This window comes from Polymorphospora sp. A560 (assembly GCF_045781765.1).
GTDB classification, from domain to species: Bacteria; Actinomycetota; Actinomycetes; order Mycobacteriales; family Micromonosporaceae; genus Polymorphospora; species Polymorphospora lycopeni.
Window position 1 is genome coordinate 2,002,217 of the sequence record NZ_CP122282.1, and the last position, 26,064, is coordinate 2,028,280.

Consider the following 26,064-nt stretch of genomic DNA (forward strand, 5'->3'; position numbering starts at 1 on the left):
CGTCCGGCCCGCGTCCGATTCACTCACGCCACGGCTATTCCCCCGGCGGCCGTGGGGCACTAAATTCATCACTAGCGGTAGCGACATCGATACTCTTCGGAGGTCTGATCTCCCCGTGCCGGGCCGCGACTTCCCCCGCGCCGGCACCGGAGCCGCCCAGGACCGATCCGGCCCCCCATCGGATCGGCGCTCGGCGGCTTCCCCGGAGGCGGCCGACGTCGTGGGTTCGCGCGAGCGTCCAGCGGCGTTCCGGCTCCGGATGGCGGTGGACGGGTCGCCGCTGTGGTGGACGGCAGCCGGCCGTCCGGCGCGGGCCCGGTGACCCTCCACCGTCGTGGAGCCAGCGAACGGCCAGTAACCTGCCCGACCGACGGATGGCGCATACTGTCCGTCGTGTTCACCATCGCCCAGGCGCGCCATCTGATCGCCACGCTGCGCCCACGGATCGACGAACTCATCACGCTCCGCGCCGACCTCGCCGAACTGCGCGCCGACCTCGCCGACGGCGCCGGCAGCCCGCGCGGCGGACTGCCGGAGATCAAGGGGCTCGAGGCACGCATCCACGGCATCGTCGAGGAGTTCAACGAGCACGACATCCAGGTCAAGGGCCTGGCCCCGGTGCTGCTCGACTTCGCCGGTGAACGCGACGGGCGCCCGGTGCTGTGGTGCTGGTTGGAAGGGGACACCGACATCCGGTGGTACCACCGCCTCGAGTGCGGCTTCCCCGGCCGCCGCCGCATCTGATCCATCCCGCCGGCACCGGCGCCCACCCACCGAATCCCCACCGGCCGGCGACGGTCACCGGTGTCGTACCGCTGCTCTAACCTCGGCCCGGTCCACGCGGCCGGCGCGTGGCGGGAGCAGACGGGGAGAAGGCATTGGGCACCTGGGACATCGGACCGTTCGACAACGACAGCGCCGCCGACTGGAGCGGGCGGCTCCACGACGCCGCCCCGGCCGAACGGGCCGGGATCGTCGAGCGGGCGCTGCGCGACGTCGAGACGGAAAGCGGGTATCTCGACTGTGACGTCGCCGCCGACGCGGTCGCCGCGGCCGCCGTGGTCGCGTCGCAGCTGCCCGGCGGGCCGAAGATCGAGTCGGCGTACGCGCCGGACTTCCTGACCGGTGGCGAGTCCCTGCCCCTGCCCGAACACCTGCCGGCGCTGGCGGTGCGGGCCCTGGACCGGATCGTCGCCGACGAGTCGGAGTGGCGGGATCTCTGGGCCGACTCCGGCGCGCTCGACAAGGCGGTGGCCGAACTCGGGCCGATCCGGGTCGCCCTCGACCGGCGCGGCCCGCTGGCCGGCGCCGCCGGCTGACCGGGGCACCACCGCTGGCGGGCGTCGCGGGCTGCACGGCGCCACCGGCCGATCCGCCCGCCCGGCGGCGGCCGGGCGGGCGTCGGTCCCGCTAGCGGGGCAGCACCTTCTCGATCGCGGCGGCCAACTCCGCCGAGTCCGGCTCCACCCGTGGGCTGAACCGGCCCGCGACGGTACCGTCCGGGGCGATCAGGAACTTCTCGAAGTTCCACCGCACGTCGCCGGTGTGCCCCTCGGCGTCGGCCGTGTCCACCAACTCGACGTAGAGCGGATGCCGGTCCGGCCCGTTGACGTCGACCTTCTCCGTCAACGGAAACGTCACGCCGTAGTTGACCTCGCAGAACTCGGCGATGTCCGCCGCGCTGCCCGGCTCCTGGCCGGCGAACTGGTTGCAGGGCACGCCGAGCACCACCAGCCCGCGTGGTCCGTACGTCTCGTGCAGCTTCCGCAGGCCGGCGTACTGCGGGGTCAGGCCGCACCGCGAGGCCACGTTGACCACCAGCAGCGCGTTGCCGCGGTACTGGGCGAGGTTCGCGGGGCCGCCGGCGAGGGCGTCGATCCCGGTGTCGAAAACGGTCATGACGGTGACGTTACCGGCCGGTCGGGCCGATCGGGTGGGTGGTGGTCGCAGGGATGGTGGCCAGCGCCGGCCGACCGGCGTCGACCCCAGGAGAACCGGTAGCGGACCTCAAGACATCCAGAAATCTAAAAATGGACATCTTGACGAAGTGTTAAATCCGTGAGTAGCGTCTCACTAGCTTTTTGGAAAGTTTCCTAACTGTTTGGGGAGACGCCACATGAAGAGATCCCTGCGCCGCGCGATGTGGGCCGGCGCCGTGGCGGCGCTGGTCGTCGCCGCGGTCCCGGTCACGTCGGCCTTCGGTGCCGGCAGCCTCACCACCACGTTCGCCGCCTCCTCGGACTGGGGCTCCGGTCACGAGGTCAGGGTCACCGTCACCAACGGCACCAGCAGCCCGGTCAACACCTGGCGGATCGAGTTCGACCTGCCGGCCGGTACCACGATCAGCAGCTTCTGGGACGCCGACGTGACCCGCACCGGCAACCGCGTCGTGGCCGTCAAGAAGAGCTGGGCCGGCGCGCTCGCCGCGGGTGCCTCGACCAGTTGGGGCTACATCGGGACCGGCGCCTACCGGGCCCCGACCAACTGCACCATCAACGGCGCGGCCTGCGGCGGCGGCACCCCGCCGACCACCCCGCCCCCGACCACCGCGCCGCCCACGACCGCACCCCCGACCACTCCGCCGCCCACCACTCCGCCGCCGACCACCCCGCCGCCGCCCGGCGCCAAGAAGGTCGTCGGATACTTCGTGCAGTGGGGCACCTACCAGCGCAACTACCAGGTGAAGAACATCCACACCAGTGGTTCCGCCGCGAAGATGACGCACATCCTGTACGCCTTCGCCAACACCACCGGCGGTCGCTGCACCATCGGTGACAGCTACGCCGACTACGAGAAGGCGTTCACGGCGGCGGACAGCGTCGACGGTGTCGCCGACACCTGGGACCAGCCGCTGCGCGGCAACTTCAACCAACTCAAGAAGCTCAAGCAGATGTACCCGCACCTCAAGGTCATCTTCTCGGTCGGCGGCTGGACCTGGTCCGGCGGCTTCACCCAGGCCGCGCAGAACCCGCAGGCGTTCGCCGACTCCTGCTACAACATGGTCAACGACTCCCGCTGGGCCGGCGTGTTCGACGGCATCGACATCGACTGGGAGTACCCGAACGCGTGTGGCCTGACCTGTGACAACAGCGGCCCGAACGCCTTCAAGAACGTGATCTCGGCGCTGCGGACCAAGTTCGGCCCGAACCGGCTGGTCACCGCGGCGATCACCGCCGACGGCAGCAACGGTGGCAAGATCGACGCGGCCGACTACGCCGGTGCGGTCAACAACCTCGACTGGATCATGCCGATGACGTACGACTACTTCGGCGCCTTCAACGCCCAGGGTCCGACGGCCCCGCACTCGCCGCTGACCTCGTACACCGGCATCCCGCAGGCCGGCTTCAACTCCGACGCGGCGATCCAGAAGCTGAAGAGCAAGGGCGTCCCGGCCAGCAAGATGCTGCTCGGCGTCGGCTTCTACGGCCGCGGCTGGACCGGCGTCACCCAGACCGCGCCCGGCGGCACGGCGACCGGGCCGGCGCCGGGCACCTACGAGCAGGGCATCGAGGACTACAAGGTCCTCAAGAACACCTGCCCGGCGACGGCGACCATCGCCGGCACCGCGTACGCCAAGTGCGGCAGCAACTGGTGGAGCTACGACACCCCGAGCACCATCACCGGCAAGATGACGTACAGCAAGAACCAGGGGCTCGGCGGGGCGTTCTTCTGGGAACTCTCCGGTGACACCAGCAACGGCGAGCTGATCACCGCGATCCGTAACGGCCTCAACTAGGACGGCCCCGCCCGAGGGCGGGGTCGACAACCAGACGGTCCCGCCCGGGGGCGGGCCGACGCAGGAATCCCCACAGGGGCGGGGAACCGGGTTTCCGGTTCCCCGCCCCGCGTCGTCGTACCGGAATATCGGTCGCGGGCCGCGACGTTGTCGCCTACCGTGACCACCATGTTCGGCACCGTCGGCTTCGGACGGCCCGCAGGTCCACACCTGCCGGCCGTCGTCGACGTGTGCGCGTGGTTCGCGGATACCCGAGGCTGACCCTCCTCCATCCCGAGCAGAACCACGGAGGAGGGTGGCCCGTCAGTACGGCGCCGCCCCTTTTCTTCTGGCGGCCCCGTCCCGCGCGGTTCTGACGCGTGCCGGTCCCGGCAACCGCCCGCGTACGTCGCCCGCCGACCCCGAACCTCCACAGTGGAGCTTCAGCATGGCCAAGAGCCAGTTCTCGCGTACGAAACCGCACCTCAACATCGGCACGATGGGGCACGTCGACCACGGCAAGACGACCCTGACCGCCGCCATCACCAGGGTCCTCGCCGACCGCGACCCGGCCGCCAACCGGTACGTCTCCTTCGACGGCATCGACCGGGCGCCGGAGGAGGTCGCGCGGGGCATCACCATCAACATCGCGCACGTCGAGTACGAGACCGCGACCCGGCACTACGCCCACGTCGACATGCCGGGCCACGCCGACTACGTGAAGAACATGATCACGGGGGCGGCGCAGGTCGACGGGGCCATCCTCGTCGTCTCCGCGCTCGACGGCGCGATGCCGCAGACCCGCGAGCACGTCCTGCTCGCCCGGCGGGTCGGTGTGCCGTACCTGGTGGTGGCGATGAACAAGGCCGACGCCGTCGACGACCCGGACCTGCTCGACCTGGTCGAACTCGAGGTCCGCGAACTGCTCGGCGAATACGGCTTCCCTGGCGACGAGGTCCCGGTCGTACGCGTCTCGGCGCTGCGCGCCCTCGAGGGCGACCCGCGGTGGACCGCGTCCGTCGTGGAACTGCTCGACGCCGTCGACCGGTACGTCCCGGTGCCACCCCGCGAGCTTGGCGAACCGTTCCTGATGCCGATCGAGAACGTGCTCACCATCTCCGGGCGGGGCACCGTGGTCACCGGCGCGATCGAGCGCGGCACGCTGCGGGTCGGCGACGCCGTCGAGGTGGTCGGGCTCGGCCCGACGCTGTCCACCGTCGCCACCGGGCTGGAGACGTTCGGCCGCTCGTTGCCGGTCGCCGAGGCCGGCGACAACGCCGCCGTCCTGCTGCGCGGGGTCAAGCGCGACCAGGTGCAGCGGGGCCAGGTGGTGGCGCTGCCCGGCAGCGTCACGCCGCACCTCCGGTTCGGTGCGCGGCTGTACGCCCTGACCACCGCCGAAGGGGGGCGGCACACGCCGTTCCTGGCCAACTACCGGCCGCAGTTCTATTTTCGGACGACCGACGTGGTTGGGGCGATGCGGCTCGGCGACGACACGCAGATGGTCATGCCGGGCGACACCGTCGACCTGACGGTGGAACTGGGCCGTCCGGTCGCGATGCACGTGGGCCTCGGGTTCGCGGTCCGCGAGGGCGGCCGCACCGTGGCCGCCGGCACGGTGACCGCCCTGCTCGACTGACTCCGGCCTGTCGCGCGGCGGCCTAGTCCGTCGCGCGGCGCGGTCTGTCGCGCGGCCCGACCTGTGGCGCGGCCCGACCTGTCGCGCGGCGGCGGCCCGGGCCGCCGCGTGGCGGACCGGGCCGTGGCGTGGATCAAGGGCTTGTCGGGGCAGAACGTGCCTGTTCTGCCCCGAACATCCCCTTGATCGGCGGGCCGGGGCGGGCGGACGGGAGGCCGGGGCGGGCGGACAGGGGGCGGGTTGGCCGGGCAGGGGGCGGTGGGGCGGTCGGGGGTCGATGGGGGGTGGGCGGGGGTGTGGGAGACTCGGGCGGAATGCGGTCGTGGGGAGGGCGTGTGCGTCGGGGCGGGGGCGGGGTGCTGTTCGGGGCCGTGCTCGCGGCGGCGCTCGCCGGCTGCGGCTCGCAGGAGCCGTCGGGGCCCGACCCCGGGCAGTTGGCCCGCGAGCGGGTGCAGACCTACCTCGACGCGATGAAGGCCAAGGACGTCGCCGCCGGCCGGGCCCAGCTCTGCGCCGGTATGCACGCCACCTTCGACCGGATCGCCACCGGTCCCAACGGTGACTTCGCCGCACACTTCGTGGTCACCGACGCCACCGTCACCGGCGGTCAGGCCGTCGGCGCCGACCAGCGGGTCGACGCCGCCGTCATGGTCACCGCCGCCGGTGATCCCCGGCTGGTCGGCCTGGTCTTCACCCTCAGCCACGTCGACGGGCACTGGTGCATCGCGGACGAGGAGACCGGCCCGCCGCCGACCGCGTACCCCTCGCCGTCACCGGACGGCACGGCCAGCCCGTCGCCGTCACCGGACGGCCCGAGCCCGTCGGCGGCACCGGCCGGTCCGGGCGCGGTCCCCAGCCCCCGGTAGGGCCCATCTCACGCTGCGAAACGCGCACCCTCGGCAACCGTCCGGACGGGTGTCCGCCGTACGCTTGCTCGCATGCGCCAAGAGTGGCACCAGTTGAGCCATCCCGGGGTCGGTAACCCCGGCTTGCAGACCACCCGCCCCTCGACCGATTCCGCCGAGGACGCCGCCCTCGGGCTCGACCGGTGGCGCGACCTGCCCCGGGCGCAGACCCCGCCGTGGCCCGACCCGGCCGCCGTCGTCGACGTCTGCCGGGTGCTCGACAACGTGCCGTCGATCGTCGCGCCGTACGAGGTCGACCTGCTGCGCGAGCGGCTGGCCCTGGTCTGCGACGGCAAGGCGTTCCTGCTCCAGGGCGGCGACTGCGCGGAGACGTTCGTCGACAACACCGAGAGCCACCTGCTCGCCAACGCCCGCACGCTGCTGCAGATGGCGGTGGTGCTGACGTACGGGGCGTCGCTGCCGGTGGTGAAGGTGGCCCGGGTCGCCGGGCAGTACACCAAGCCGCGGTCGTCGCCGACCGACGCGCTCGGCCTGCCGGCCTACCGCGGCGACATGATCAACTCGCTGGAGGCGACGGCGGAGGCCCGGGTCGCCGACCCGCAGCGCATGATCCGGGCGTACGCCAACTCGGCGGCGGCGATGAACATGCTCCGGGCCTACCTCAGCGGTGGCCTCGCCGACCTGCACGGCCTGCACGACTGGAACAAGGACTTCGTCCGCAGCTCGGCCGCGGGCGAGCGCTACGAGGCGATCGCCCGCGAGATCGACCGGGCGCTCGCGTTCATCCAGGCGTGCGGGATGACCGACGACGAGGCACTGCGCAAGGTCACCCTCTTCTGCTCCCACGAGGCGCTCGCGCTGGAATACGACCGGGCGCTGACCCGGGTCTCCGACAACCGGGCGTACGGCCTGTCCGGGCACTTCCTCTGGGTCGGCGAACGCACCCGCCAACTCGACGGCGCGCACATCGACTACATCTCCCGGATCGCCAACCCGGTCGGGGTCAAGCTCGGCCCCGGCACCAGCCCCGAGCAGGCGATCGAGCTGTGCGAGAAGCTCAACCCGGACAACGTCCCGGGCAAGCTCACCCTGATCAGCCGGATGGGCAACCACAAGGTACGCGACGCGCTGCCGCCGATCGTCGAGAAGGTGACCGCCGCCGGCGCCCGCGTGGTGTGGCAGTGCGACCCGATGCACGGCAACACCCACGAGTCGTCCAACGGCTACAAGACCCGGCACTTCGACCGGATCGTCGACGAGGTGCTCGGCTACTTCGAGGTCCACCGGAACCTGGAGACCCACCCCGGCGGTCTGCACGTCGAACTCACCGGCGAAGACGTCACCGAGTGCCTCGGCGGCGCCCAGGCGATCCAGGACATCGACCTGCCGGGCCGCTACGAGACCGCCTGCGACCCCCGGCTCAACACCCAGCAGTCGCTCGAACTGGCGTTCCTGGTCGCGGAGATGCTCCGTGGCTGAATCGACCGGGCGCCCCGTCGTCGACCTGCGCTCCGACACCGTCACCAAGCCCACCCCACCGATGCGCGCGGCGATGGCCGCCGCCGACGTCGGCGACGACGTCTACGCCGAGGACCCGACCGTCAACGCGCTCGAAGCCCACGTGGCGGAACTCTTCGGGCACGAGGCGGCGCTGTGGGCCCCGACCGGCTCCATGGCCAACCAGATCGCGCTGCAACTGCTCGTACCGCCGGCACACGAACTGCTCTGCGACGCCGACGCGCACGTGGTGACGTACGAGATGGCGGCCGCGGCCGCGTACGGCGGGATATCGACCCGGACCTGGCCGGCCGTCGGCGCCGACGTCGACCCCGAGACGGTCGCGGCGATGATCCGTCCCGACGGCTACCACGCGGTGCCGACCCGGGCCATCGCCGTCGAGCAGACCCACAACCGGGGCGGCGGCGGGGTGGTCCCGCTGGCCACCCTGCGTGCCCTGCGCGGCATCGCCGACCGGGCCGGCGTCGCGCTGCACTGCGACGGCGCCCGGATCTGGCACGCGCACGTCGCCGACGGCGTGCCGCTGAAGACGTACGGCGAACTGTTCGACACCCTGTCGGTCTGCCTGTCCAAGGGCCTCGGCGCGCCGGCCGGCTCGGTGATCGTCGGCAGCGCCGAACGGATGGCCCGCGCCCGGGTGATCCGCAAGCGGATGGGCGGCGGACTGCGCCAGGTCGGCGTGCTCGCCGCCGCCGGCCGGTACGCGCTCGACCACCACGTCGAGCGGCTCGCCGACGACCACGCCCGCGCCGCCCGGCTCGCCGAGGCGATCGCGCCGTTCGGTGTGCTGGCCGGCCCGGTACGCACCAACCTCGTGCCGCTGGACCTGTCGAAGTCGCCGCTCGACGCCGCCGGCGTGGCGGCCGCCGCCCGTGCCGAAGGCGTTCTCGTGTCGGTCCTCGGCCCGTACGTCGGCCGCCTGGTCACCCACTACGAGGTCGACGACGCCGGCATCGACCATGCCATCGAGGTGCTGACCCGCGTCCTGCGCGGCTGACCACACACGAAAAGCCGGGCCCGCGTCACGCGGGCCCGGCTTTTTCGCGTACGGGTATGTCAGACCTCGGGGTGCTCGGTCACGTTCTGGAGGTAGATCGCCTCGCCGAGCTTCTCGATCAGCCCGAGCTGGGTCTCCAGGTAGTCGACGTGGTGCTCCTCGTCAGCCAGGATGTCCTCGAAGATCCTCGCCGAGGTGGTGTCACCGATCGAGCGCATGTATTCGATGCCGCGGCGCAGCCGGTCGACCGCCTCGACCTCGATCTTCATGTCGCACTCGAACTGCTCCTTGACCGTCTCGCCGATCCGCAGCGCAAAGAGCTTCTGGTAGTTGGGCAGGCCCTCGAGGAACAGGATCCGGTCGGTCAGCACCTCGGCGTGCTTCATCTCGTCGATGGACTCGTGCCGGGTGTGTTTCGCCAGCTTGGTGTAGCCCCAGTTCTCCTGCATCTTGGCGTGCAGGAAGTATTGGTTGATCGCGGTGAGTTCCGCGGTGAGCTGCTCGTTCAGAAACTCGATTACCCGGCTGTCGCCTTGCATGACAAAACCCCCACAAGAGTTACCTGTGGGGTAAGCCTACTCGGCCGTAGGGATCAGGCCGCGATCGTGACGAGCGTGTCGGTGCCGGTCTCCTCCTCGATCAGGTCACAGATGCGGTCCAGGCAGGTGCCGCAGCCGGTGCCGGCGCCACAGGAATCCCCGACAGACTCCTCGCAGTGCGCGCCGAGGCGGATCGCGGTACGGACCTCGCCTTCGCGGACGCGCGCGCAGATGCAGACGTACATGAGGGGTGCCCTCCTGCGGTTAGGCTGACCTCAGTAAGGCTGCCCTAAAGGGGGCCGTTCACGCAAGGAGTCCGTGAGATATCACCCTGATCGGAGGAGTTGGGCTGTGCTGGCTGGTCCTCGCTCCGCTCGGACGGCTCGCTCCGCTTCGCGCCGCCTGAATGCACCGTCTTCGCCCTGCGGGCCGCGACCGCTTCGCGGCGCGGTCCTCGGGCTCCAGACGGTGCGGCGGCGCTCGGTCGACTCGCGACTTGGGTCGCGGTCTAGGGCTGTCCGCCGATTGCTTCGTTGAAATGTCCCGCTCTTCGGTGGTGACCGCCGTCGCGACGCCCGCCACCACTGTCCGCTTTGTCGGAACCGCGTGTGGTGGCCATTGTTGATCTGGGCGGGAGAGACCTTATCCGGCGCGGGTAAGGTTCCTCCCGCTCAGATCAACGTCACGCCCTGCAGCACCCGTGTGAGGTTGCCGTAGCGGTTGTCCCTTTTGTTTCGGTCAGGGCTGCGGGCGGGCGCTGCGGTCGTCGGGGTGAGCGCCCGCGGGTCCTCCCGGGCGACCTGTCGTGGACCCGGGACGTTCGGCGAAGCAATCGGCGGACAGGGCTGACCGGAACCAGAGTCGCGAGTCGACCGAGCGCCGCCGCACCGTCTGGAGCCCGAGGACATGCGGCGAAGCCGTCATGCCCGCAGGGCGAAGACGGTGCAATTAGGCGGCGCGAAGCGGAGCGAGCCAGCCGAGCCGAAGGCGAGGCCGGAAAACACAGCCGAGGCCGGAAAACACAGCCGAGGCCAGCTAGCTCAGCTTCTGGAGGGTGGCGATGTCGGTGGCGTGATGTTCGCTGGGGGTCTCGACGATCACGGCGACTCCGGCGGTCGCCGGGTGTCGCATCAATTCCGCGAAGGCGGGCTCGCCGATCGTGCCCTTGCCGATCGTCTCGTGCCGGTCGCGGGTGGACCCGCAGGTGTCGCGGGAGTCGTTGGCGTGTACGAGCCACAGCCGGTCGTCGCCCACGGTCGCCACCAGCGAGTCGAGGGTCGCGGTCATGCCGCCGGGGCGGGCGAGGTCGTGTCCGGCGGCCCAGGCGTGGCAGGTGTCGAAGCAGACGCCGAGCCACGGGTGCCGGTCGACGGCGTCGAGGTAGGGGCCGAGGTGTTCGACCTTCGACGCCAGCGAGCGGCCGCCGCCGGCGCTCGGCTCGACGAGCAGTTTGGGGCCGCCGTCCGTGGCGGCCCGGTCGAGGAGGGGCAGCAGCGCCTCGCGTACCTGGCGCATCGCGGCGTCGGTGTGGGTGGCGTCGACGGCGCTGCCGGCGTGGAACACGACTCCGGTGGCGCCGATCGCGGCGCCCCGCTGGAGCGCGTGCGCCAGCGTCGCCACCGATCGTTCGACCGTGGCAGGGGTCGGTGACCCGATGTTGACCAGCAGCGAGGCGTGGATGTATGCCGGGATGCCGCGTTCGGCGCACCCGGCCCGGAACAGTTCGTCCTGGGCCGGGTCGCCGGGCGGCAGCGCCCAGCCGCGCGAGTTGCCGACGTAGACCTGTACGGCTTCGGCGCCGGCGGCGTCGACGTACGGCAGGGCCGCTTTGGCGAGGCCGCCGGCGGTGGGCGTGTGGGAGCCGACGGGCCTGGTCACCGCCATGTCAGAAGCATCCGATGGCGATCTCGGTGGCCGGCGGCACCTCGGAGTTCTCGCCCGGCTGCTGGTAGGCGACGGTGCCGTTGGGGTTGAAGTCGACGCGTACGGTCAGGCCCTGTGCCTCCAGGGCGGCCTTGGCCTGCGGGCACGGCATGCCGATGACCCGCTGGACGATGACGGCCGGTGGCCCCTTGCTGACGTCGATCTTGACTTCGGCGCCGCGTTCCACGCCGGCCCCGTCGGCCGGTTCCTGCCGCAGGACCTGGTCCTTCGGCTGGTCGGAGTCGACGTACGACTCGCGGGCGACCAGGTTGAGCCCGGCCAGGATGTTGCGGGCCTCGGCGACGCTCTTGCCGATCAGGTTGGGGACGGTGATCGGCGCGCGTCCCTTGCTGACGAAGACGGTGATCTCGTCGCCGGGCTTGACCTCGGTGCCGACCGCCGGGTCGACGGCGATGACGGTGCCCGCCGGCAGGTTGTTGTCGTACCGGTCGGCGCCCTTGGTCACCTTCAGCTGGGCGTTCTCCAGGTCGAGTTGGGCCAGGTCGAACGTCTTGCCGACCACGTCGGGCACCTGGTAGCGCTCCGGGCCGAGGGAGAGTACGAGCGTGATGGTGCCGCCCTTGAGGATCCGTTCGCTCGTCGGCGGGTCCTGGCTGAGCACCACGTCGCGTTCGATGTTCTCGTCGTGTCGCGGATCGCCCCAGGTGATGGTGAAGCCGCCCCGGGCGGCCTGTTCCTCGGCGGCGGCCTTGGACATGTTGACCAGTTCCGGTGCCACGGTGTAGCGGCCGACGCCGAACCACCAGCCGCCGAGCGCCGCCACCAGCCCCAGCACCACGATCGCGGCGGCCACGGCCGTGCGGCCCCGGCGGTCGCTCATCACGACCTGCCACATCGCCTTCAGGCGTTCGGGCAGCGGCGGGGTGTCGGCGGGCTCGGCGGCCCGCCGGCGGCGCGGCTGTTGCGGGGCGGCGGCCGGTGCCGCCGCCTTCTGGTCGGGGAGCCGGGCCCACGACGGCCGGTCGGTCGTCTGGACCGACGACACGACCATGGTGGGCTGGGCGACCTGGCGCAGTACGGCGGTGTTGACGCTGGCGTTGCCGAGGTCGTCGCGGGCGCCCTGCACCTCGGTCAGCAGCGCGCCGGCGTCGGTCGGGCGTTCGCCGGGGTCGCGGCGGGTGGAGCGGGTGACCAGGTCGTCGAGGACCGACGGCAGGCCGGGCACGAACTTCGACGGCGGCGGTACGTCCCGGTCGACGTGCTGCCAGGCGACGTCGACCGGCCGGTCTCCGTCGTACGGCACCCGGCCGGTCAGCATCTCGAAGAGCACGATGCCGGCGGAGTAGACGTCGCTGCGCGGGTCGGCCCGGCCCTCGGTGACCAGTTCGGGCGCCACGTACGCGACGGTCGCCATCAGTTGGCCGCCGTTCTCCTCGTCGGCGCTCGCCTCGACGGCGCGGGCCAACCCGAAGTCGGCGACCTTGACGACGCTGTCGATCAGGTTGCCGGCGCCGCCGCTGGGCGCCTCGGCGACCAGCACGTTCTCCGGCTTCACGTCGCGGTGCACCAGGCCGGCGCGGTGCGCGGCGGCGATGGCGGCCAGCATCTGGTCGAGGATCGCCAGCGCCTCGCCGGGGTTGAGCCGGCGGCGCTCGATGAGGATCTCCCGCAGGGTGCGGCCGCGCACGTATTCCATCACCAGGTAGGGCAGGCCGTTGTGCACGCCCTGGTCGTAGACGGCCACCACGTTGGGGTGGGTGAGCCGGGCGATGGTCTTGGCCTCGTCGGTGAACCGCTCGACGAATCCGGCGAGCCGGGCCCGGGCGTCCGGCGCCTGGGTCGGATGAATGATCTTGAGAGCGACCGTGCGTTCGAGGCGCTCGTCCGTCGCGGTGTACACGGTCGCCATCCCACCGCGGGCCACGCGCCCGCGGATGCGGTAGCGCCCGTCGATCAACGAGCCAAGCAGAGTGTCGGCGACCTGAATGTCCATCGGCAGGCAGTCTATGTGTCGGGTGGGTGACGGCAGAACAGGATGCCACAGCCGGTACCGAAGCGGTATGGGGCGCGCCGCGCCGTGACCGCGGACCGACCGGCCGTGACGGCCGTCATCCCTGGTCGGGCATTGGTTGCGGGCTGGTCTCGCCGCTCGGCGTCGGCGTCGGCGGGACGGTCGGCGACGCCGTCGGGGAGGTGCTCGGCGACGTGGACGGCGTGGGGGTCGGTGTCGGCGAGGCGGTCGGCGACGGCGGCGGCCAGGTCGGTGGGTGCGGGCTGGACGTCGTCGGCCTCGGGTCGGGGCACTCGCAACTCGGGGTCGGGCGCGGGCTGGACTCCGGCGACTCCCGCGTCGGCGACGGCTGCGCCGGGTCCGGCGTGGCGGACGGGCTGGCATCCGGCCCGGCCGGACCGGTCGGTCCGGCGCCCGGCACGACCGGGGGCGCCCCGGAGTCGTCCCGCGACGCCTGGCCGCCCTGTTCCGCCACCGCCGGCGCCGGGCTGGGCGCCCCGGCCGGCCGCTCGTCGTGCACCGTGTCCAGGCCGCCGACCATCAGATACGTGCCGGCCGTACCGGCGACCGCCAGCGCCCAGATCGACGAGGCGACCAGCGCCCGGCGTGGTGCCGCCGGATGCGCCGGACCGGGCGCCGGCCGGACCGGCCCGGCCGGCGGGCCCACCGCGGGCTCGCGCCGGCCCAGGTCGTAGCGCAGCGATCGCCACGCGCCGGCAAGTTCATGGCGTACGCCCCGCCAGGTGCTCACGTCGAGGATCCTTCCGGCGGCCGGCCCGAGGGGTACGGGGCCACCGCGCGACCGGGCGCGGCCGGGTCCGGACGGGACACCGGGCCGCGCGGGACATGGGGGAGGGCGAGGGGTGCCGGCCACGGGGCCGGTGGTGGGGGCCGGCGACGGCGTGACAGGGTGACCGGGTGACCGATTCCGTACCCACCGCCTCCGACGTCCCGGCGCGGGAGTGGCTGACGCTGCCCGCCGTCGCCGAACTGCTGGACATCACGATCAGCAAGGTGCACCAGATGATCCGCGAAGGCGCGCTGATCGCGGTGCGGCGCGACGGCATCCGGATGGTGCCGGCGGAGCTGGTGGCGAACCGCACCGTGCTCAAGCACCTCCCCGGCATCGTGACCGTGCTCCGTGACTCCGGGTACAACGACGAAGAGGCCCTGCGGTGGCTGTTCACGCCGGACGACACCCTTCCGGGTACTCCGGCGGTCGCGCTCGGCGGTGACCTGGCGACCGAGGTCAAGCGGCGCGCGCAGGCACTCGGGTTCTGAGCCGGCGGATGGGACGTCTCGCCTATCTGGCGGTACTCGCGGGGTGCCTGCTCGCCGCCATCTGGCTCGAGCCGGTGTTCCGGGTCAACGTGCTGCGCCGGTGGCGCCGGCTGCTGCTCACCCTGCTGCCGGTCGTGGTCGTCTTCGTCGCCTGGGACCTCGCGGCCATCGCCGCCGGCCACTGGAGCTTCGACCCCGACCAGATCACCGGGATCATGCTGCCCGGCCGGCTGCCCGTCGACGAGCTGCTGTTCTTCGTCGTCGTACCGGTCTGCGCGGTGCTCGGTTTCGAGGCGGTCCGGGCGGTGCTGCGGTGGCGGGCGGGGGACGAGACGTGACCTACACCGCCGCGGCGCTGCTCGGCGTGGTCGGCGCGCTGGCCGTGGACCTGTTCGTGCTGCGTACCCGGCTGGTGCTGCGCGGCGTCTTCTGGGCGACGTACCCGATCATCGTGTTCTTCCAGTTGCTGTCCAACGGCGTGCTCACCGGGCGGAACATCGTCCGGTACGACCCGGACGCGATCGTCGGGCTGCGGATCGTGTACGCCCCGGCGGAGGATCTCCTCTTCGGATTCGCGCTGATCCTGCTGACCCTGTCGACCTGGGTGTGGCTCGGCCGGCGTGGGGTGCAGCGCACCCCGGCGGCCGGCGAGGGCAGCCGCGTCCTGAAGCGGCTCCGCGCCCGCCCCCGCCGCGACAGCTGACCCGCTCCACCCGCCCGCCGCCCCGTCCCGCCACCCCCGTCCCGCGATCTTGCGGTTGTCTCCTCCGTTTGCCGGATTTGCCGGGCGACAAGTGCAAGATCGCGGGGGAGGGGGCTGAGTGTCAGCCGGTGCGGCGGGTGGCGGCGACCGCCAGGTCGACCAGGGTCCGGGCGGCCGTCGGCTCGATGTCGCCGCCGGCCAGGGCGGCGAGCGCGGTGTCGGTCAGTTCGGCGATCCGCCGCTCGGTGCGGTCCAGCGCGCCGCTGTCGACGATGACCGCGCGCAGCCGTTCGATCCCGTCGGCGTCGAGGTCCGGGTCGCCGAGCCGCCCGGCCAGCTCGGCCCGCCCGGCGTCGCCGGTCGCCTCGTAGGCGGCCGCCACCAGGTAGGTGCGCTTGCCCTCTCGCAGGTCGTCACCGGCCGGCTTGCCGGTCACCGACGGGTCGCCGAAGACCCCGAGTACGTCGTCACGCAGCTGGAACGCCTCGCCCAGCGGCAGCCCGTACGCCGAGTACGTCGCCCGTAGCGCCGCCGGTGCCCCGGCCAGCGCCGCCCCGATCAGCAGCGGCCGCTCGACGGTGTACTTCGCCGACTTGTAGCGGGCGACCTTGCCGGCCCGCTCGACCGACGTGTCCCCGGTGACCTGGGTGAGTACGTCGAGGTACTGCCCGACGGTGACCTCGGTGCGCATCTCGTCGAAGTCCGGCCGGGCCCGCGCCACCACCTCGGGGGCCAGCCCGCTGCGGTGCATCAGCTCGTCGGACCAGACCAGGCACAGGTCGCCGAGCAGGATGGCGGCGGAGTCGCCGTACCCGTCGGGGTTGCCCTGCCAGCCGGCGGCCCGGTGCAGGCCGGCGAACCGGCGGTGCACGGCCGGCTCGCCGCGCCGGGTGTCGGAGCGGTCCATCAGGTCGTCGTGGATCAGCGCGCTGGCCTGCACCAGCTCGAGCGCCGCGAGCGCGGCGACGATCTCGTCGGAGTCCGGGGCACCGGCGCCACGGTAGCCCCAGTAGCCGAACGCGGGCCGCAGCCGCTTGCCCCGGAGCAGGAAGGCGTCGAGCGCGTCGGCGACCGGGTGCAGCGCCGGGTCGACGTCGTTCATCCAGGCCCGCCGGGCGGCCAGGAAGCCGGCGAGCGCCCGGTCGATCCGGCGGCGCAGGTCGGCCCGGTCGACCGGCGGCGCGCCGGCGGCCCCGACCGCGGGCGGGACGGCCTCGACCGGCGGTGGGCCGGTGCGGTCGGCCGGGGATACGGAGTCGACGTCGGTCACGCCATGACGCTAGCCGCCGCCGTCGGTCGCGCTGCCGCCACCCACACCCTCTCCGCGATCTTGCGCTTGTCTCCCCCTCTTTGTCGGCTTTGTCGGGTGATAATTGCAAGATCGCGGAAACGGGGCGGGAGGGGCGAGGGGGAGCCGGTACGATCGCGGAGTGTCGCTCGGCCTTCCCTCTGTGCTTCCCGCCTCGCAGCCGTCGATCGGGGACCTGATCCGCGCGCCCGGGCCGACCTACTCGTTCGAGTTCTTCCCGCCTAAGGACGCCGAGGGCGAGCAGTTGCTGTGGCGGTCGATCCGCGAGCTGGAGCCGCTGCTGCCGTCGTTCGTCTCGATCACCTACGGGGCCGGCGGCTCGACCCGCGACACCACCATCGCGGTGACCGAGCGGATCGCCACCGACACCACCCTGCTGCCGATGGCCCACCTGACCGCGGTCAACCACTCGGTCGCCGAGCTGCGCAACATCGTCGGCCGGCTCGCCGCCGCCGGCATCCGCAACATGCTGCTCGTGCGCGGCGACCCGCCCGGCGACCCGACCGGCGAGTGGGTCCAGCATCCGGAGGGGGTCCTCTACGCCGAGGAGCTGGTCCGGCTGGTCCGCGAATCCGGCGACTTCAGCGTCGGCGTCGCCGCCTTCCCGTACAAGCACCCCCGGTCGCCGGACATCGAGAGCGACACCGCGCAGTTCGTCCGCAAATGCCGGGCCGGCGCCGACTTCGCCATCACCCAGATGTTCTTCGACGCCGACGACTACCTGCGGCTGCGCGACCGGGTCGCCGCCACCGGCTGCGACACCCCGATCGTCGCCGGGGTGATGCCGGTGACCCGGATGGGCACCATCGAACGCTCCGAGAAACTCTCCGGCGCCCCGTTCCCCAGGGCGCTCGCGGCCCGCTTCGAACGCATCGCCGACGACCCGGTCGCCGTCCGCAAACTCGGCATCGAACTCGCCGGCGAGATGTGCCAACGACTCGTCGACGAGGGCGTGCCCGGCATCCACTTCATCACCCTCAACCGCTCGACCGCCACCCGCGACCTGTGGCAGCACCTGCGGGCCGGCGTACGGGTGTGACACGCCCGGCAGCGCCACCTGACCCGCCGTACGACGGTTGAGTTGAGGTGGGCATCGCGCTGCTGAACTGGGACGACTACGCCCGCACCTGGGCCAGGCTGCACGGCGGGTTCGACCCCCGTGACGCCTCCACCGTGGTGCGCGGCTGGCTGCGCCTCGCCTACCGGCTGGGCCGGATCCTCGGCCGGATCCGGATCCGGCCCACCGCCGTCACCTTCGTCGGTGTGCTGCTGTCCGTCGGCGTACCCGTCTTCGCCCCACGCGGCGTCGAAGGGCCACTGATCGCCGCCGGCTTCGTGCTGCTCGGCGCCATCGCCGACAGCGCCGACGGCGCCGTCGCGGTCGTCACCGGCCGGGTCACCCGGATGGGATACGTCTACGACTCGTTCGCCGACCGGCTCGGCGAAGCCGCCTGGCTGGTCGCGTTCTGGCTGGTCGGCGCACCCGGGCCGGTGGTCGCCGCCGCCGGCGGGCTGTCCTGGCTGCACGAGTACGTCCGGGCGCGGGCGGTCGGCGTCGGCATGAAGGAGATCGGCGTGGTGACCATCGGCGAGCGGCCGAGCCGGGTCTCGGTCGCGATCGTCGGCCTGCTGGTGGCCGGTGGCATCGGGTACGTCGACCCGGACCTCGCCGCCGGCACGATGACCCTGGCCACGGTCGTGTGGGGCGTGATCGCCCTCGGCGGCCTGCTCCAGTTGCTGGGCGCCGTCCGCCGCGCCCTGGGCAACGCGTAGCCCCCGTCCCGCCCCGCGTCCGCGCCCGCCGCGCCCGCTGCGTTCGTTGATCAAGGAGTTGTCGTGGGCGACACGCCGCGACACACCCCACGACTTGTCCTTGATCAACGAGGCGGGACCGGGCACGGACGGGACACGGACCGGGCCGGCGAGTTCCTCACGCGGGGCCGATTTCTCCGGCGACGATCTGGGCCGACAGCGTGACCATTGGCAGGCCGCCGCCCGGATGCGCCGACCCGCCGACCAGGAACAGGCCGTCCACCGGGCCACGGTTCGCCGGCCGGAGCAGGCCGCCGGCCGTACCGTAGATCGCCCCGCCCGGGGCGGCGGTGGCGCCGGCCAGGTCGGCCGGGGTGCGTACCTCCCGGAACAGCAACCGGTCGCGGACGTCGACGCCGCGCGCGGCCAGGACGTCGAGGACCCGGTCGGCGTACGCCTCCGCCAGCCCCGGCCGGCGCCAGTCCACTCCGGACAGTGTGCGGGCCTGTCGGGGCGCGTTGACCAGCACGAACCACGCCTCGTGGCCGTCCGGACGGACCGCCGGGTCGGCGGCGACGGTGACGAAGACGGTCGGGTCGGCGGCCGGCCGGGCCGGCACACCCCGCCCCGGATCGCCGAAGACCGCGTCGAACTCGGCGTCGTAGTCGGCGGGGAAGAACACGTTGTGGTGGGCCAGCCCGGAGTCGCCGCGTACGCCGAGCAGCAGCACGAAGCCGGCCAGGCTGCGGTCGGCGAGCCCGGCCAGCCGGCGCGGGTTCGGCAGCAGGTCGCGGTAGACGGTCTGCGCGTCGACGTTGGCGACCACCACGTCGGCCGGCAGCGGGGCGGCGCCGGCCAGCCGTACCCGGTGCACCCGGCCGCCGGCGGCGTCGATCCCGGTCACGGTCTGTCCGGTGTGGATTTCCACACCGAGGTCGAGGCAGCGGGACAGCAGCGCGTCGGCGAGCGTGCCGAGGCCGCCGCGCAGGTACCAGCCGCCGAAGGCGAGTTCGGCGTACGGCACCGCGACCAGCGCCGCCGGCGCCCGGCGCGGGTCGGCGCCGGTGTAGGTGGCGTAGCGGTCGAGCAGCATCCGCAGCCGGGGGTCGCGCAGGTGCCGGCGGCCGAGCCCGCGCAGCGTGGTGCCGGGGGCGATGGCGGCGAGGTCGCGCAGCCGCCAGGCCAGCGGTGCCAGGGCGAGCGGCGAGTCGACGCGGCGGCGCAGGATGTCCCGCCACGACGCGTCCCAGACCCGGCCGGCGCGCCGCCACAACCGCCGCCAGTCGTCGGCGGCGGCCGGGCCGAGGGCCGCCCCGATCCGGCCGGCGAAGGCGTCCGGATCGGCGCACGAGTCGAGTACGGTGCCGTCGGCGAACCGGTGCCGGACGATCGGGTCCAGCGGCACCGGATCGAGCAGCCCGCCGAAGTCGAGCCCGGCCCCGACCGACGCCGCCCCGCCGGTGGCGTCGGCCGTCCGGGTGGTGCCGGCGGTCGTCGCGGCGGCCGGACCGCCCGTGGCGGCGGACAGGTCGGCGAAGACCTGCGGCAGCGTCAGCAGGCTCGGGCCGGTATCGAAGTGGAACGTGCCTTCCGGCGTCATCCGGGTGTAGCGGCCGAGCTTGCCGCCGACCGCCCCGGACCGCTCGACGACGGTCACCCGGTGCCCGGTAGCCGCCAGCCGGGCCGCCGCCGCCAGCCCACCGACCCCGGCACCCACCACCACGACCCGTGCCACGCCGTCCGTCCTCCCATCCGACGAGGCTGGCCCGACCCGGTTCGGGCCGCCGGTACGGGAGCCGGGCCGGCCGCGTCACCCCTGCGCATCGTACGACCGGGCGGTCGGCCACCCCGGGCACCGGACGACCGGCAGCACCACCGTGCCGCTGCCACCTTCGCGATCTGGAACGTTTGTCGTCGCCCCGACCGCGATAAATGTTCTAGATCGCCGGCCGCCCGCGCGGGAGAGGGGACGACGGCCGGACCGGCCTCAGCTCACCGGCCGGCCGCGCCACGACAGCTGCCGCCGCCTGCGCAGATCGTACGACCGCAGGATCAGCCACCCGAACAGCACGACCGACACCGGGTGCGCCAACGCGTCCGGGAACGCCCGCCCGCCCGTCGCCCGGGCCGTCACCACCCGGCCGGCGACCCCGGCCAGCCAGGCCGCCGCGCAGGCCAGGGCCACGCCGTACCGGCCGCTGGCAGCGGCCGCCAGGCCGAGGACCGGCGGTACGGCGTACAGGGCGAGGAGCGTGACCACGACGGCGGCGGCGCCGGCCGGCGAACCGAACGACGCCCACATGCTCTTGGTGTAGCCGGCGGCCAGTTCGCGCCACGAGGTGTACATCCGGCAGGTGGCCAGCGCCGACCCGTCGGCGAGCGCGATCCGACCGCCCGAGCGTTTCACCGCCCGGCCCAGTTCGATGTCCTCCAGCACCCGGTCGCGGACCGCCGCGTGGCCGCCGGCCCGGTCGTAGCCGGCCCGGTCGACGACCAGCAGCTGCCCGCCGGCGGCGGCCAGCGACGGGCGCGGCGAGCGTTCCATCGCCCGCAGCGGCAGGAACGTCAGCCACGACCACTGCAGCAGCGGCTGCACGAGCCGCTCGCCGGCCGAGCCGGCCAGGATCCTCGGGTACGGCGTCAGCAGGTCCGCCGACGCGTCCCGCAGTGCGGCGACGGACGCGGCGACGGCGTGCGGGGCGAGCACCACGTCGGCGTCAACGAAGACCAGCACGTTTGCCTCGGGCGAGACGTGCCCGGCGAGCTGGTGGCAGGCGTACGGCTTGCCGAGCCAGCCGTCCGGCAGCGGTGCCCCGGTCAGCAGCCGGACCCGGGGGTCGGTGCCGGCGACGGCGCGTACCGCGTCGGCGGTGCCGTCGGTGGAGTTGTCGTCGAGGACGACGATCTCGAGCCGGGCCACGCCCCGCTGGGCGAGCAGGGACGTGAGGCAGGGCGCCAGCCGCGCCGCCTCGTCACGCAGCGGCAGCAGCACGGCCACCGTCTCGTCGACGGGGGCCGGGGCGGCCGGCGGGCGGCGCAGCCACCGGGTGGCGTTGACCAGCGTGTGCAGGGTCAGCCCGGTGACCGCCACGGCCAGCACGACCGCCAGTGCCGTCACGCGCCGACCCGGCCGGTGCGCCGGTCACGGGCGGCCCTGCGGGCCAGGACCACCGCCAGCGGTACGGCCACCACCGCCATCGTCGCCGCCCCCCACACCGCCGAGGCGGGCAGGTCGAGGAAGACCGCGTGGGCGAGCACGCTGGAGCCGTACGTCCACAGGTAGAGCGCGTACATCGGCCCGTCGCCGGGCCGTGTCTCGCGGGCGGCCGGCACGGTGACCGTCGCCAGTGCCGTCATCATCGCCAGCCCGACGAGCAGCCAGCCGACGTAGTTGCCGACCGGGATGCCGGGCAGCCCCGGCAGCGCCGGCGTCGGGTCCTGCCACGTCCAGTAGCCCTCGGCGACCATCTGCGGGTCGAGGAACAGGTCCCAGGTGGCCAGGCCGAGCGCGGCCAGCACCACCCGGCCGGGGCCGGGCCCGACCAGCCGGACCGCCGCCAGCCACGCCGGCCACGCCATCCAGGTCCAGGCCAGCGGGATGATCACCGGTACGCCGAGCAGCTTCGGCCCCAGTTCGCCGGAGTAGTCGTAGAAGCCGAACGGCACCCCGGTGGCGACCCCGACCGCCTCGACCGCCAGCCCGCCACCGGTCGCCACCAGCACCAGCGCCGCCGCCGTACGCGGCCCCCGGGTCAGCAGCGCGTGCCCGACCGACAGCAGGTAGCCGAGCACGACGGTGGCCACCGTCAGCCGGGCCCGGGCGGTGCCGTCGGTCAGCGGGTAGCCGATCTGCGCCAGCACCAGCACACCGAGCAGCAGCCAGGGCAGCCCGGCCCGGAGCCTGGTCACCGGGGTGGCGGCGACGGCAGCGGCAGATCCCGACCGAGTACGGCGAACGCCCGCTCGTCACCGGGGAAGCGGAAGTCTCGCAGGATGTCGACGAACCCGAACCGCCGGTAGAGCCGCCATGCCCGGGACCGCTGCTCGTCGGCCTCCGGTGTGGACAGCAGGGTGGTCGCCCCGGCCGCCATCGTCAGCAGCGCCCGCAGTTGCCGGGCACCCAGGCCGTGGCCCTGCGCCTCCGGCCGTACGTGCAGTTCGACGACCTCGAAGCAGTCGACCAGCCACCGGCGCCGCTCGGGTTCGGCCAGTGCCCGGCGCACCTGGTCGTGCCACCACTGGCCGCTGCCGGACGTGTAGCCGTAGCCGAAGCCGGCCAGCTGCCCGTCGGTGGTCAGGGTGGCGACCGCCCGGAACCCGGGCCGGCGTACGTGGGTGGCGATGTAGCCGCGCCGGGCCTCCAGCAGTTCGGCCCGGTAGCCCATCGCCTCGCCGTAGACGGCCACGACATCGTCCAGCCGCCGTACGAGATCGTCCGGCTGCCACGACACCAACCTCACGCCCGCTCCTCACTGCCGTCCACGGTCATCCTCCGCCGGTCCCGCCCCGCCCGCATCCGGCCCGGTCCAGCCGAGCACCGACCGGTCGCCGACGACGTCGCGCACCTCGAAGCGGGCGAACAGTTCCTCGGCGTACCACCGCTCGACCGGGGTGCGGGTGATCGCCGCCCGGTGCTCCGGGTGACGGTACGCGAACTCGACGAGATCCGTTGCGCTGCGCCACACGCTGACCGTGCCCTGCCAGCCGACCGGCGCCTCGCCGATGCCGAAGCGGGCGACCAGCCCCGGCGCCGCGTGCAGCGCCCGCGCCACCGGCGGCACCGCCCGCCAGAACGTCAGTGCCCGGGACGGCCGCAGCCGGGCCCGGGTCAGGGCGAGCACCGGCCCGCTGGTCGCCCCGCCGGGCGGGTCGCCGAACGGCCGTACGCCGGACCACTCGCCCCGGCTGGTGACCGGCCGCAGGTCGACGCGTACGCCGGCGGCGGCGATCCGCCGCCAGGACCGGGCGACCGGGCTCTCGTCGAAGCCGTCCGCCGCCGCCGGGTCGTCCCACACGGTGACGGCGGCCCAGCGGGTCGGGTCGGCGTCGGTCGGCCCGAACCCGGTTCCGGTGCCCGTGCCGAGCAGCTTGCCGAACCGTACTCCGGGCAGCGCCCGCAGCCGGCGCGGATCGACCGCCATCCGGACCAGCGCGCGCGGCACCGCCCGCCGGGGAATCCGCCACACGTGCAGCGTGACCAGCCCGGGTAAGTCCCCGCGCCCGGTCACGTGCCCACCTCGCTGCGCTCGGCAGTCCCGTGACCTGCGGGGCTGAGCCGGCCGGTTCCCTCGCTGCGCTCGGTCACGTGGCCACCTCGCTGCGCTCGGCAGCCCCGTGACCTGTGGGGCTGAGCCTGCCGGTTTCCTCGCTGCGCTCGGTCACGCCACCTCGGCGGGTGTGCCGGCGGTGATCCGGACCAGTTCGTCGTACGTCGTCGGGAAGACCGCCCGGGGTACGCCGCCGGCCGCCCACACCTCGCCGTACCCGGCCAGCGCCTTGTCGACGAGGGTGCGTACCGGCTTGGGGTGGCCGAGCGGGGCGACGCCGCCGATCGGCTGGCCGGTGTGGGCGCGTACGAACTCCGGGGTGGCCCGCCGCAGCGCGGTCACCCCGAGGTCGGCGGCGACCCGGGCGGTGTCGACCCGGTGCGCGCCGGAGGTCAGCACCAGCAGCGGTTCGCCGTCGGCGTCGAAGATCAGCGAGTTGGCGATCTGGCCGACCTCGACGCCGAGCGCGTCGGCCGCCGCGGCCGCGGTGTGGACCGCGTCCGGCAGCATCCGGACCTCGCATCGGTTGCCGGAGCCGTCCCGGGCGTCGGCGTCGTCCAGCGCGTCCTGCACCGCCTGGACGTTCGGGTGTGCCTGCATGTCCCTATCTTGCTCGGTCGCCCGCCGGCGCCGGGTGCGGGGCGGTCGTCGGATCGCCGGGCCGCCCCCGGCGGGGCACCGCCCCGTCCCGTCGCCTGGTCGCGATGTCACACCTGCCAGGTAGATCTGACGGCTGACGACGATCGGCAGGAGGTGCGGACATGGCGCGACTGACGCTCACCGGGGTCAACATCGGCGCCCCGGACCCGTACGCGCTCGCGGAGTTCTACGGCCAACTGCTCGGCTGGGGGATCGGGCGTGTGGAGGAGGACGACGTCTGGCTGCGGGCCCCGGACGGCGGTCGGACCCTGTCGTTCCAGCGGGAGACGGGGCACGTACCGCCGAAGTGGCCGGCCGGCCCGGGCGACCAACGGATGACGATGCACCTGGAGATCATGGTGGACGACCTTGAGGCCGCCGTGGCGCACGCGGTTTCGCTCGGCGCGACCGTCGCCGGGTTCCAGCCCCAGGACGACGTCCGGGTCTGCCTCGACCCGGCCGGGCACCCGTTCTGCCTCTGGCTGAAGGAGTGAACCGATCCTGTAACCCTAGTAGGGGCATGTTGGGGTTAGGATCCTGGCGTCGGATCGGCGAGGGGGCGTACGTGGGCGGACGGGTGCTGCTGCTGGCCACGAAGGACACCATGGCCTACTCGCGCCGGCCGGGCCACGAGGCCGTCGCCGACGGCGCCGGCCTGCTCCGGACCGTTCCCGACCGACTGCTCACCGCCGAGGTGACCGTCGAGGACGTGCTGTCCGAGCCGAGCTGGGACATGACCCCGGCGACGATGCTGGCGCTGGCCCGCCGGGCCCGCGCCGCCATCCTCGACGACGGGTACGCCGGCGTCGTGATCACCCACGGCACCGACACCCTGGAGGACACCGCCTTCCTCACCGACCTGCTCGCCGGGGAGGCGGCGCTGCGCGGCGGGATCGTCCTGACCGGTGCGATGCGGCACTTCGACGACCTGTCCGCCGACGGCCCGCGCAACCTGGCCTCGGCGATCACCGCCGCCGCCGACCCGGCCCTGCCCGGCGTCGGCGTCGTCGCCTGCCTCGACGACGAGCTGCACGCCGCCCGCTGGGTCACCAAGGTGGACGCCACCGGCGTGGCGGCGTTCAGTTCCGCGCCGTTCCCGGCGCTGGGCCGGGTCGTCGACGGCCGGGTCGAGATGCTGGCCGCCCGGCCGCCGCGGCCACCCGCGCCCGCCGGCGAGCCGGAGTCCGACGTCGCCCTGATCAAGACGTACCCCGGCATGGACCCGGTGCTGCTCGCCGCGGTGGTGGACGCCGGCGCCCGTGGCGTCGTACTGGAGGGCACCGGCCTGTCCAATATCCCGGCCGGCCTGCTCGGCACCGTCGCCGACCTGGTCGAGTGGGACATCCCGGTGGTCGTCGCGTCCCGGTGCCGTACCCGGGGTGTCGACCTCGACGAGCTGTCCCTCGGCGCGCAACTCGCCGGCCGGGTGGGCGCGATCGGCGCGCGTGGGCTGGCCCCCGGCAAGGCGCGCAGCGCCCTGATGGTCGCCCTCGGCCCGACCGGCGGGGTGCGGGCCGCCCGCGACTGGTTCGCCCGCCTCGAACCGTAGCCGTCAGCGGTTCCCGCGCGTCACGTAGCGGGGCCGGTGCCCGCTCCGCCCGTCCCGGCCGCCCCGCACCGTCGCGGCCCGGCCGTCTTGCCGCGGCCCGGCCGGCCGCGGCTCCGGCCGCCTCCGGGCGGCCCCGCCGTTTCCCCGGACCGGGGAGGTTGTCGCGGTTGGCCTTGCGTTTTTGTCGCAGGGGAGGTGTACAGTCTTCAGTAGTTAGAACGCGTGTTCGATTCGACCCTCTTGATTGGGTCGGCCCGGCCGAGCCTCCGGGTCGAGCCCGACGGGGGACGCTTCGGGGACGGTTCTGACTGCCCGGGAGGAGCGATTCGCGGCGCGACTTCCGGATGTGCGGTGACGCGCGACCGCACAGAGGACCAGGGTCTTCGCGAGACCTG

Annotated in this window: 27 protein-coding genes; 14 read left to right on the forward strand and 13 right to left on the reverse strand. The window is 73.3% G+C overall.

What is annotated here, in order from left to right; all coding sequences use genetic code 11:
- Positions 1-393: 393 nt before the first annotated feature.
- Entirely contained in the window at positions 394-744 is a 351-nt protein-coding gene (locus tag QCD66_RS09160) for a DUF2203 domain-containing protein (protein WP_357537606.1), read from the forward strand.
- 107 nt (positions 745-851) lie between these two features.
- The gene (locus QCD66_RS09165; protein WP_375735470.1) at positions 852-1,319 is read left to right on the forward strand and encodes a DUF4259 domain-containing protein; all 468 of its coding nucleotides are present in this window, start codon (positions 852-854) and stop codon (positions 1,317-1,319) included.
- Between the two features lie 91 nt (positions 1,320-1,410).
- On the opposite strand, the gene QCD66_RS09170 is transcribed toward QCD66_RS09165, so the two are convergent.
- Positions 1,411-1,899, reverse strand: coding sequence for a glutathione peroxidase (locus tag QCD66_RS09170; RefSeq protein ID WP_375735469.1), 489 nt, complete (start codon positions 1,897-1,899; stop codon positions 1,411-1,413).
- A 217-nt stretch (positions 1,900-2,116) separates the two neighbouring features.
- Here QCD66_RS09170 and QCD66_RS09175 point away from each other — a divergent pair, with 217 nt between their 5' ends.
- The 5 genes from QCD66_RS09175 to QCD66_RS09195 all read left to right on the forward strand — a co-directional run bounded on the left by QCD66_RS09175 (position 2,117) and on the right by QCD66_RS09195 (position 8,735).
- Positions 2,117-3,736, forward strand: a complete 1,620-nt coding sequence (locus QCD66_RS09175; protein WP_357537601.1) for a glycosyl hydrolase family 18 protein — start codon at positions 2,117-2,119, stop codon at positions 3,734-3,736.
- Between the two features lie 427 nt (positions 3,737-4,163).
- Positions 4,164-5,354, forward strand: coding sequence for an elongation factor Tu (gene tuf, locus QCD66_RS09180; protein ID WP_357537599.1), 1,191 nt, complete (start codon positions 4,164-4,166; stop codon positions 5,352-5,354).
- 335 nt (positions 5,355-5,689) lie between these two features.
- Positions 5,690-6,220, forward strand: coding sequence for a hypothetical protein (locus tag QCD66_RS09185; RefSeq protein WP_375735468.1), 531 nt, complete (start codon positions 5,690-5,692; stop codon positions 6,218-6,220).
- Positions 6,221-6,292: 72 nt separating this feature from the next.
- Positions 6,293-7,699, forward strand: a complete 1,407-nt coding sequence (locus tag QCD66_RS09190; protein ID WP_375735467.1) for a class II 3-deoxy-7-phosphoheptulonate synthase — start codon at positions 6,293-6,295, stop codon at positions 7,697-7,699.
- Complete coding sequence (locus QCD66_RS09195) at positions 7,692-8,735, forward strand: threonine aldolase family protein (protein ID WP_375735466.1); 1,044 nt, start codon at positions 7,692-7,694, stop codon at positions 8,733-8,735. Before QCD66_RS09190 ends, QCD66_RS09195 begins: the two co-directional genes overlap by 8 nt.
- Before the next feature lie 59 nt (positions 8,736-8,794).
- Here the strand turns inward: QCD66_RS09195 and bfr are convergent, their stop codons facing one another.
- The 5 genes from bfr to QCD66_RS09220 all read right to left on the reverse strand — a co-directional run bounded on the left by bfr (position 8,795) and on the right by QCD66_RS09220 (position 13,920).
- The gene (gene bfr / locus QCD66_RS09200; protein ID WP_357516065.1) at positions 8,795-9,274 is read right to left on the reverse strand and encodes a bacterioferritin; all 480 of its coding nucleotides are present in this window, start codon (positions 9,272-9,274) and stop codon (positions 8,795-8,797) included.
- Between the two features lie 53 nt (positions 9,275-9,327).
- Positions 9,328-9,519 carry a (2Fe-2S)-binding protein gene (locus QCD66_RS09205; RefSeq protein WP_364209880.1) on the reverse strand — a complete coding sequence of 64 codons (192 nt, stop codon included), beginning with the start codon at positions 9,517-9,519 and terminating at the stop codon, positions 9,328-9,330.
- Positions 9,520-10,309: 790 nt separating this feature from the next.
- Complete coding sequence (locus QCD66_RS09210) at positions 10,310-11,158, reverse strand: deoxyribonuclease IV (protein ID WP_375735465.1); 849 nt, start codon at positions 11,156-11,158, stop codon at positions 10,310-10,312.
- A gap of 1 nt (position 11,159) precedes the next feature.
- Positions 11,160-13,151, reverse strand: a complete 1,992-nt coding sequence (gene pknB / locus QCD66_RS09215; RefSeq protein WP_375735464.1) for a Stk1 family PASTA domain-containing Ser/Thr kinase — start codon at positions 13,149-13,151, stop codon at positions 11,160-11,162.
- 115 nt (positions 13,152-13,266) lie between these two features.
- Entirely contained in the window at positions 13,267-13,920 is a 654-nt protein-coding gene (locus tag QCD66_RS09220) for a hypothetical protein (RefSeq protein WP_375735463.1), read from the reverse strand.
- Positions 13,921-14,087: 167 nt separating this feature from the next.
- Between QCD66_RS09220 and QCD66_RS09225 the strand changes: the two genes are divergently transcribed.
- Genes QCD66_RS09225 through QCD66_RS09235 form a run of 3 tightly spaced genes read left to right on the forward strand, consistent with a single transcriptional unit; the run spans position 14,088 to position 15,153 of the window.
- A complete protein-coding gene (locus QCD66_RS09225) occupies positions 14,088-14,450 on the forward strand; it encodes an Rv2175c family DNA-binding protein (RefSeq protein ID WP_212821040.1) in 363 nt (120 codons plus the stop codon).
- Between the two features lie 8 nt (positions 14,451-14,458).
- Complete coding sequence (locus QCD66_RS09230; protein WP_364221390.1) at positions 14,459-14,788, forward strand: lycopene cyclase domain-containing protein; 330 nt, start codon at positions 14,459-14,461, stop codon at positions 14,786-14,788.
- The gene (locus tag QCD66_RS09235) at positions 14,785-15,153 is read left to right on the forward strand and encodes a lycopene cyclase domain-containing protein (protein WP_375735462.1); all 369 of its coding nucleotides are present in this window, start codon (positions 14,785-14,787) and stop codon (positions 15,151-15,153) included. The genes QCD66_RS09230 and QCD66_RS09235 overlap by 4 nt, the downstream gene beginning before the upstream one ends.
- Positions 15,154-15,274: 121 nt before the next feature.
- Here the strand turns inward: QCD66_RS09235 and QCD66_RS09240 are convergent, their stop codons facing one another.
- Positions 15,275-16,255: a polyprenyl synthetase family protein gene (locus QCD66_RS09240; protein ID WP_375735474.1), complete on the reverse strand. Its 981-nt coding sequence runs from the start codon at positions 16,253-16,255 to the stop codon at positions 15,275-15,277.
- A gap of 328 nt (positions 16,256-16,583) precedes the next feature.
- Between QCD66_RS09240 and metF the strand changes: the two genes are divergently transcribed.
- Both metF and QCD66_RS09250 read left to right on the forward strand, forming a co-directional pair.
- Positions 16,584-17,501, forward strand: coding sequence for a methylenetetrahydrofolate reductase [NAD(P)H] (metF, locus tag QCD66_RS09245; RefSeq protein ID WP_375735461.1), 918 nt, complete (start codon positions 16,584-16,586; stop codon positions 17,499-17,501).
- Between the two features lie 47 nt (positions 17,502-17,548).
- Complete coding sequence (locus QCD66_RS09250) at positions 17,549-18,235, forward strand: CDP-alcohol phosphatidyltransferase family protein (RefSeq protein ID WP_357537575.1); 687 nt, start codon at positions 17,549-17,551, stop codon at positions 18,233-18,235.
- A gap of 157 nt (positions 18,236-18,392) precedes the next feature.
- Here QCD66_RS09250 and QCD66_RS09255 read toward each other — a convergent pair whose 3' ends face one another.
- The 6 genes from QCD66_RS09255 to QCD66_RS09280 form a co-directional block, all read right to left on the reverse strand.
- Positions 18,393-19,949 carry a phytoene desaturase family protein gene (locus QCD66_RS09255; RefSeq protein ID WP_375735460.1) on the reverse strand — a complete coding sequence of 519 codons (1,557 nt, stop codon included), beginning with the start codon at positions 19,947-19,949 and terminating at the stop codon, positions 18,393-18,395.
- A gap of 252 nt (positions 19,950-20,201) precedes the next feature.
- A complete protein-coding gene (locus QCD66_RS09260; protein WP_364221401.1) occupies positions 20,202-21,332 on the reverse strand; it encodes a glycosyltransferase family 2 protein in 1,131 nt (376 codons plus the stop codon).
- A complete protein-coding gene (locus QCD66_RS09265; RefSeq protein ID WP_375735459.1) occupies positions 21,329-22,123 on the reverse strand; it encodes a carotenoid biosynthesis protein in 795 nt (264 codons plus the stop codon). Before QCD66_RS09265 ends, QCD66_RS09260 begins: the two co-directional genes overlap by 4 nt.
- On the reverse strand, positions 22,120-22,674 hold the full coding sequence (locus tag QCD66_RS09270; protein WP_364221407.1) for a GNAT family N-acetyltransferase: 555 nt from the start codon (positions 22,672-22,674) through the stop codon (positions 22,120-22,122). The genes QCD66_RS09265 and QCD66_RS09270 overlap by 4 nt, the downstream gene beginning before the upstream one ends.
- A gap of 9 nt (positions 22,675-22,683) precedes the next feature.
- Positions 22,684-23,442, reverse strand: coding sequence for a monooxygenase (locus tag QCD66_RS09275; protein ID WP_375735458.1), 759 nt, complete (start codon positions 23,440-23,442; stop codon positions 22,684-22,686).
- 150 nt (positions 23,443-23,592) lie between these two features.
- On the reverse strand, positions 23,593-24,081 hold the full coding sequence (locus tag QCD66_RS09280) for a YbaK/EbsC family protein (protein ID WP_375735457.1): 489 nt from the start codon (positions 24,079-24,081) through the stop codon (positions 23,593-23,595).
- 161 nt (positions 24,082-24,242) lie between these two features.
- On the opposite strand from QCD66_RS09280, the gene QCD66_RS09285 reads away from it, so the two are divergent.
- The gene (locus QCD66_RS09285; RefSeq protein ID WP_375735456.1) at positions 24,243-24,614 is read left to right on the forward strand and encodes a VOC family protein; all 372 of its coding nucleotides are present in this window, start codon (positions 24,243-24,245) and stop codon (positions 24,612-24,614) included.
- Positions 24,615-24,685: 71 nt separating this feature from the next.
- On the forward strand, positions 24,686-25,669 hold the full coding sequence (locus QCD66_RS09290; RefSeq protein ID WP_375735455.1) for an asparaginase: 984 nt from the start codon (positions 24,686-24,688) through the stop codon (positions 25,667-25,669).
- Positions 25,670-26,064 lie beyond the last annotated feature (395 nt).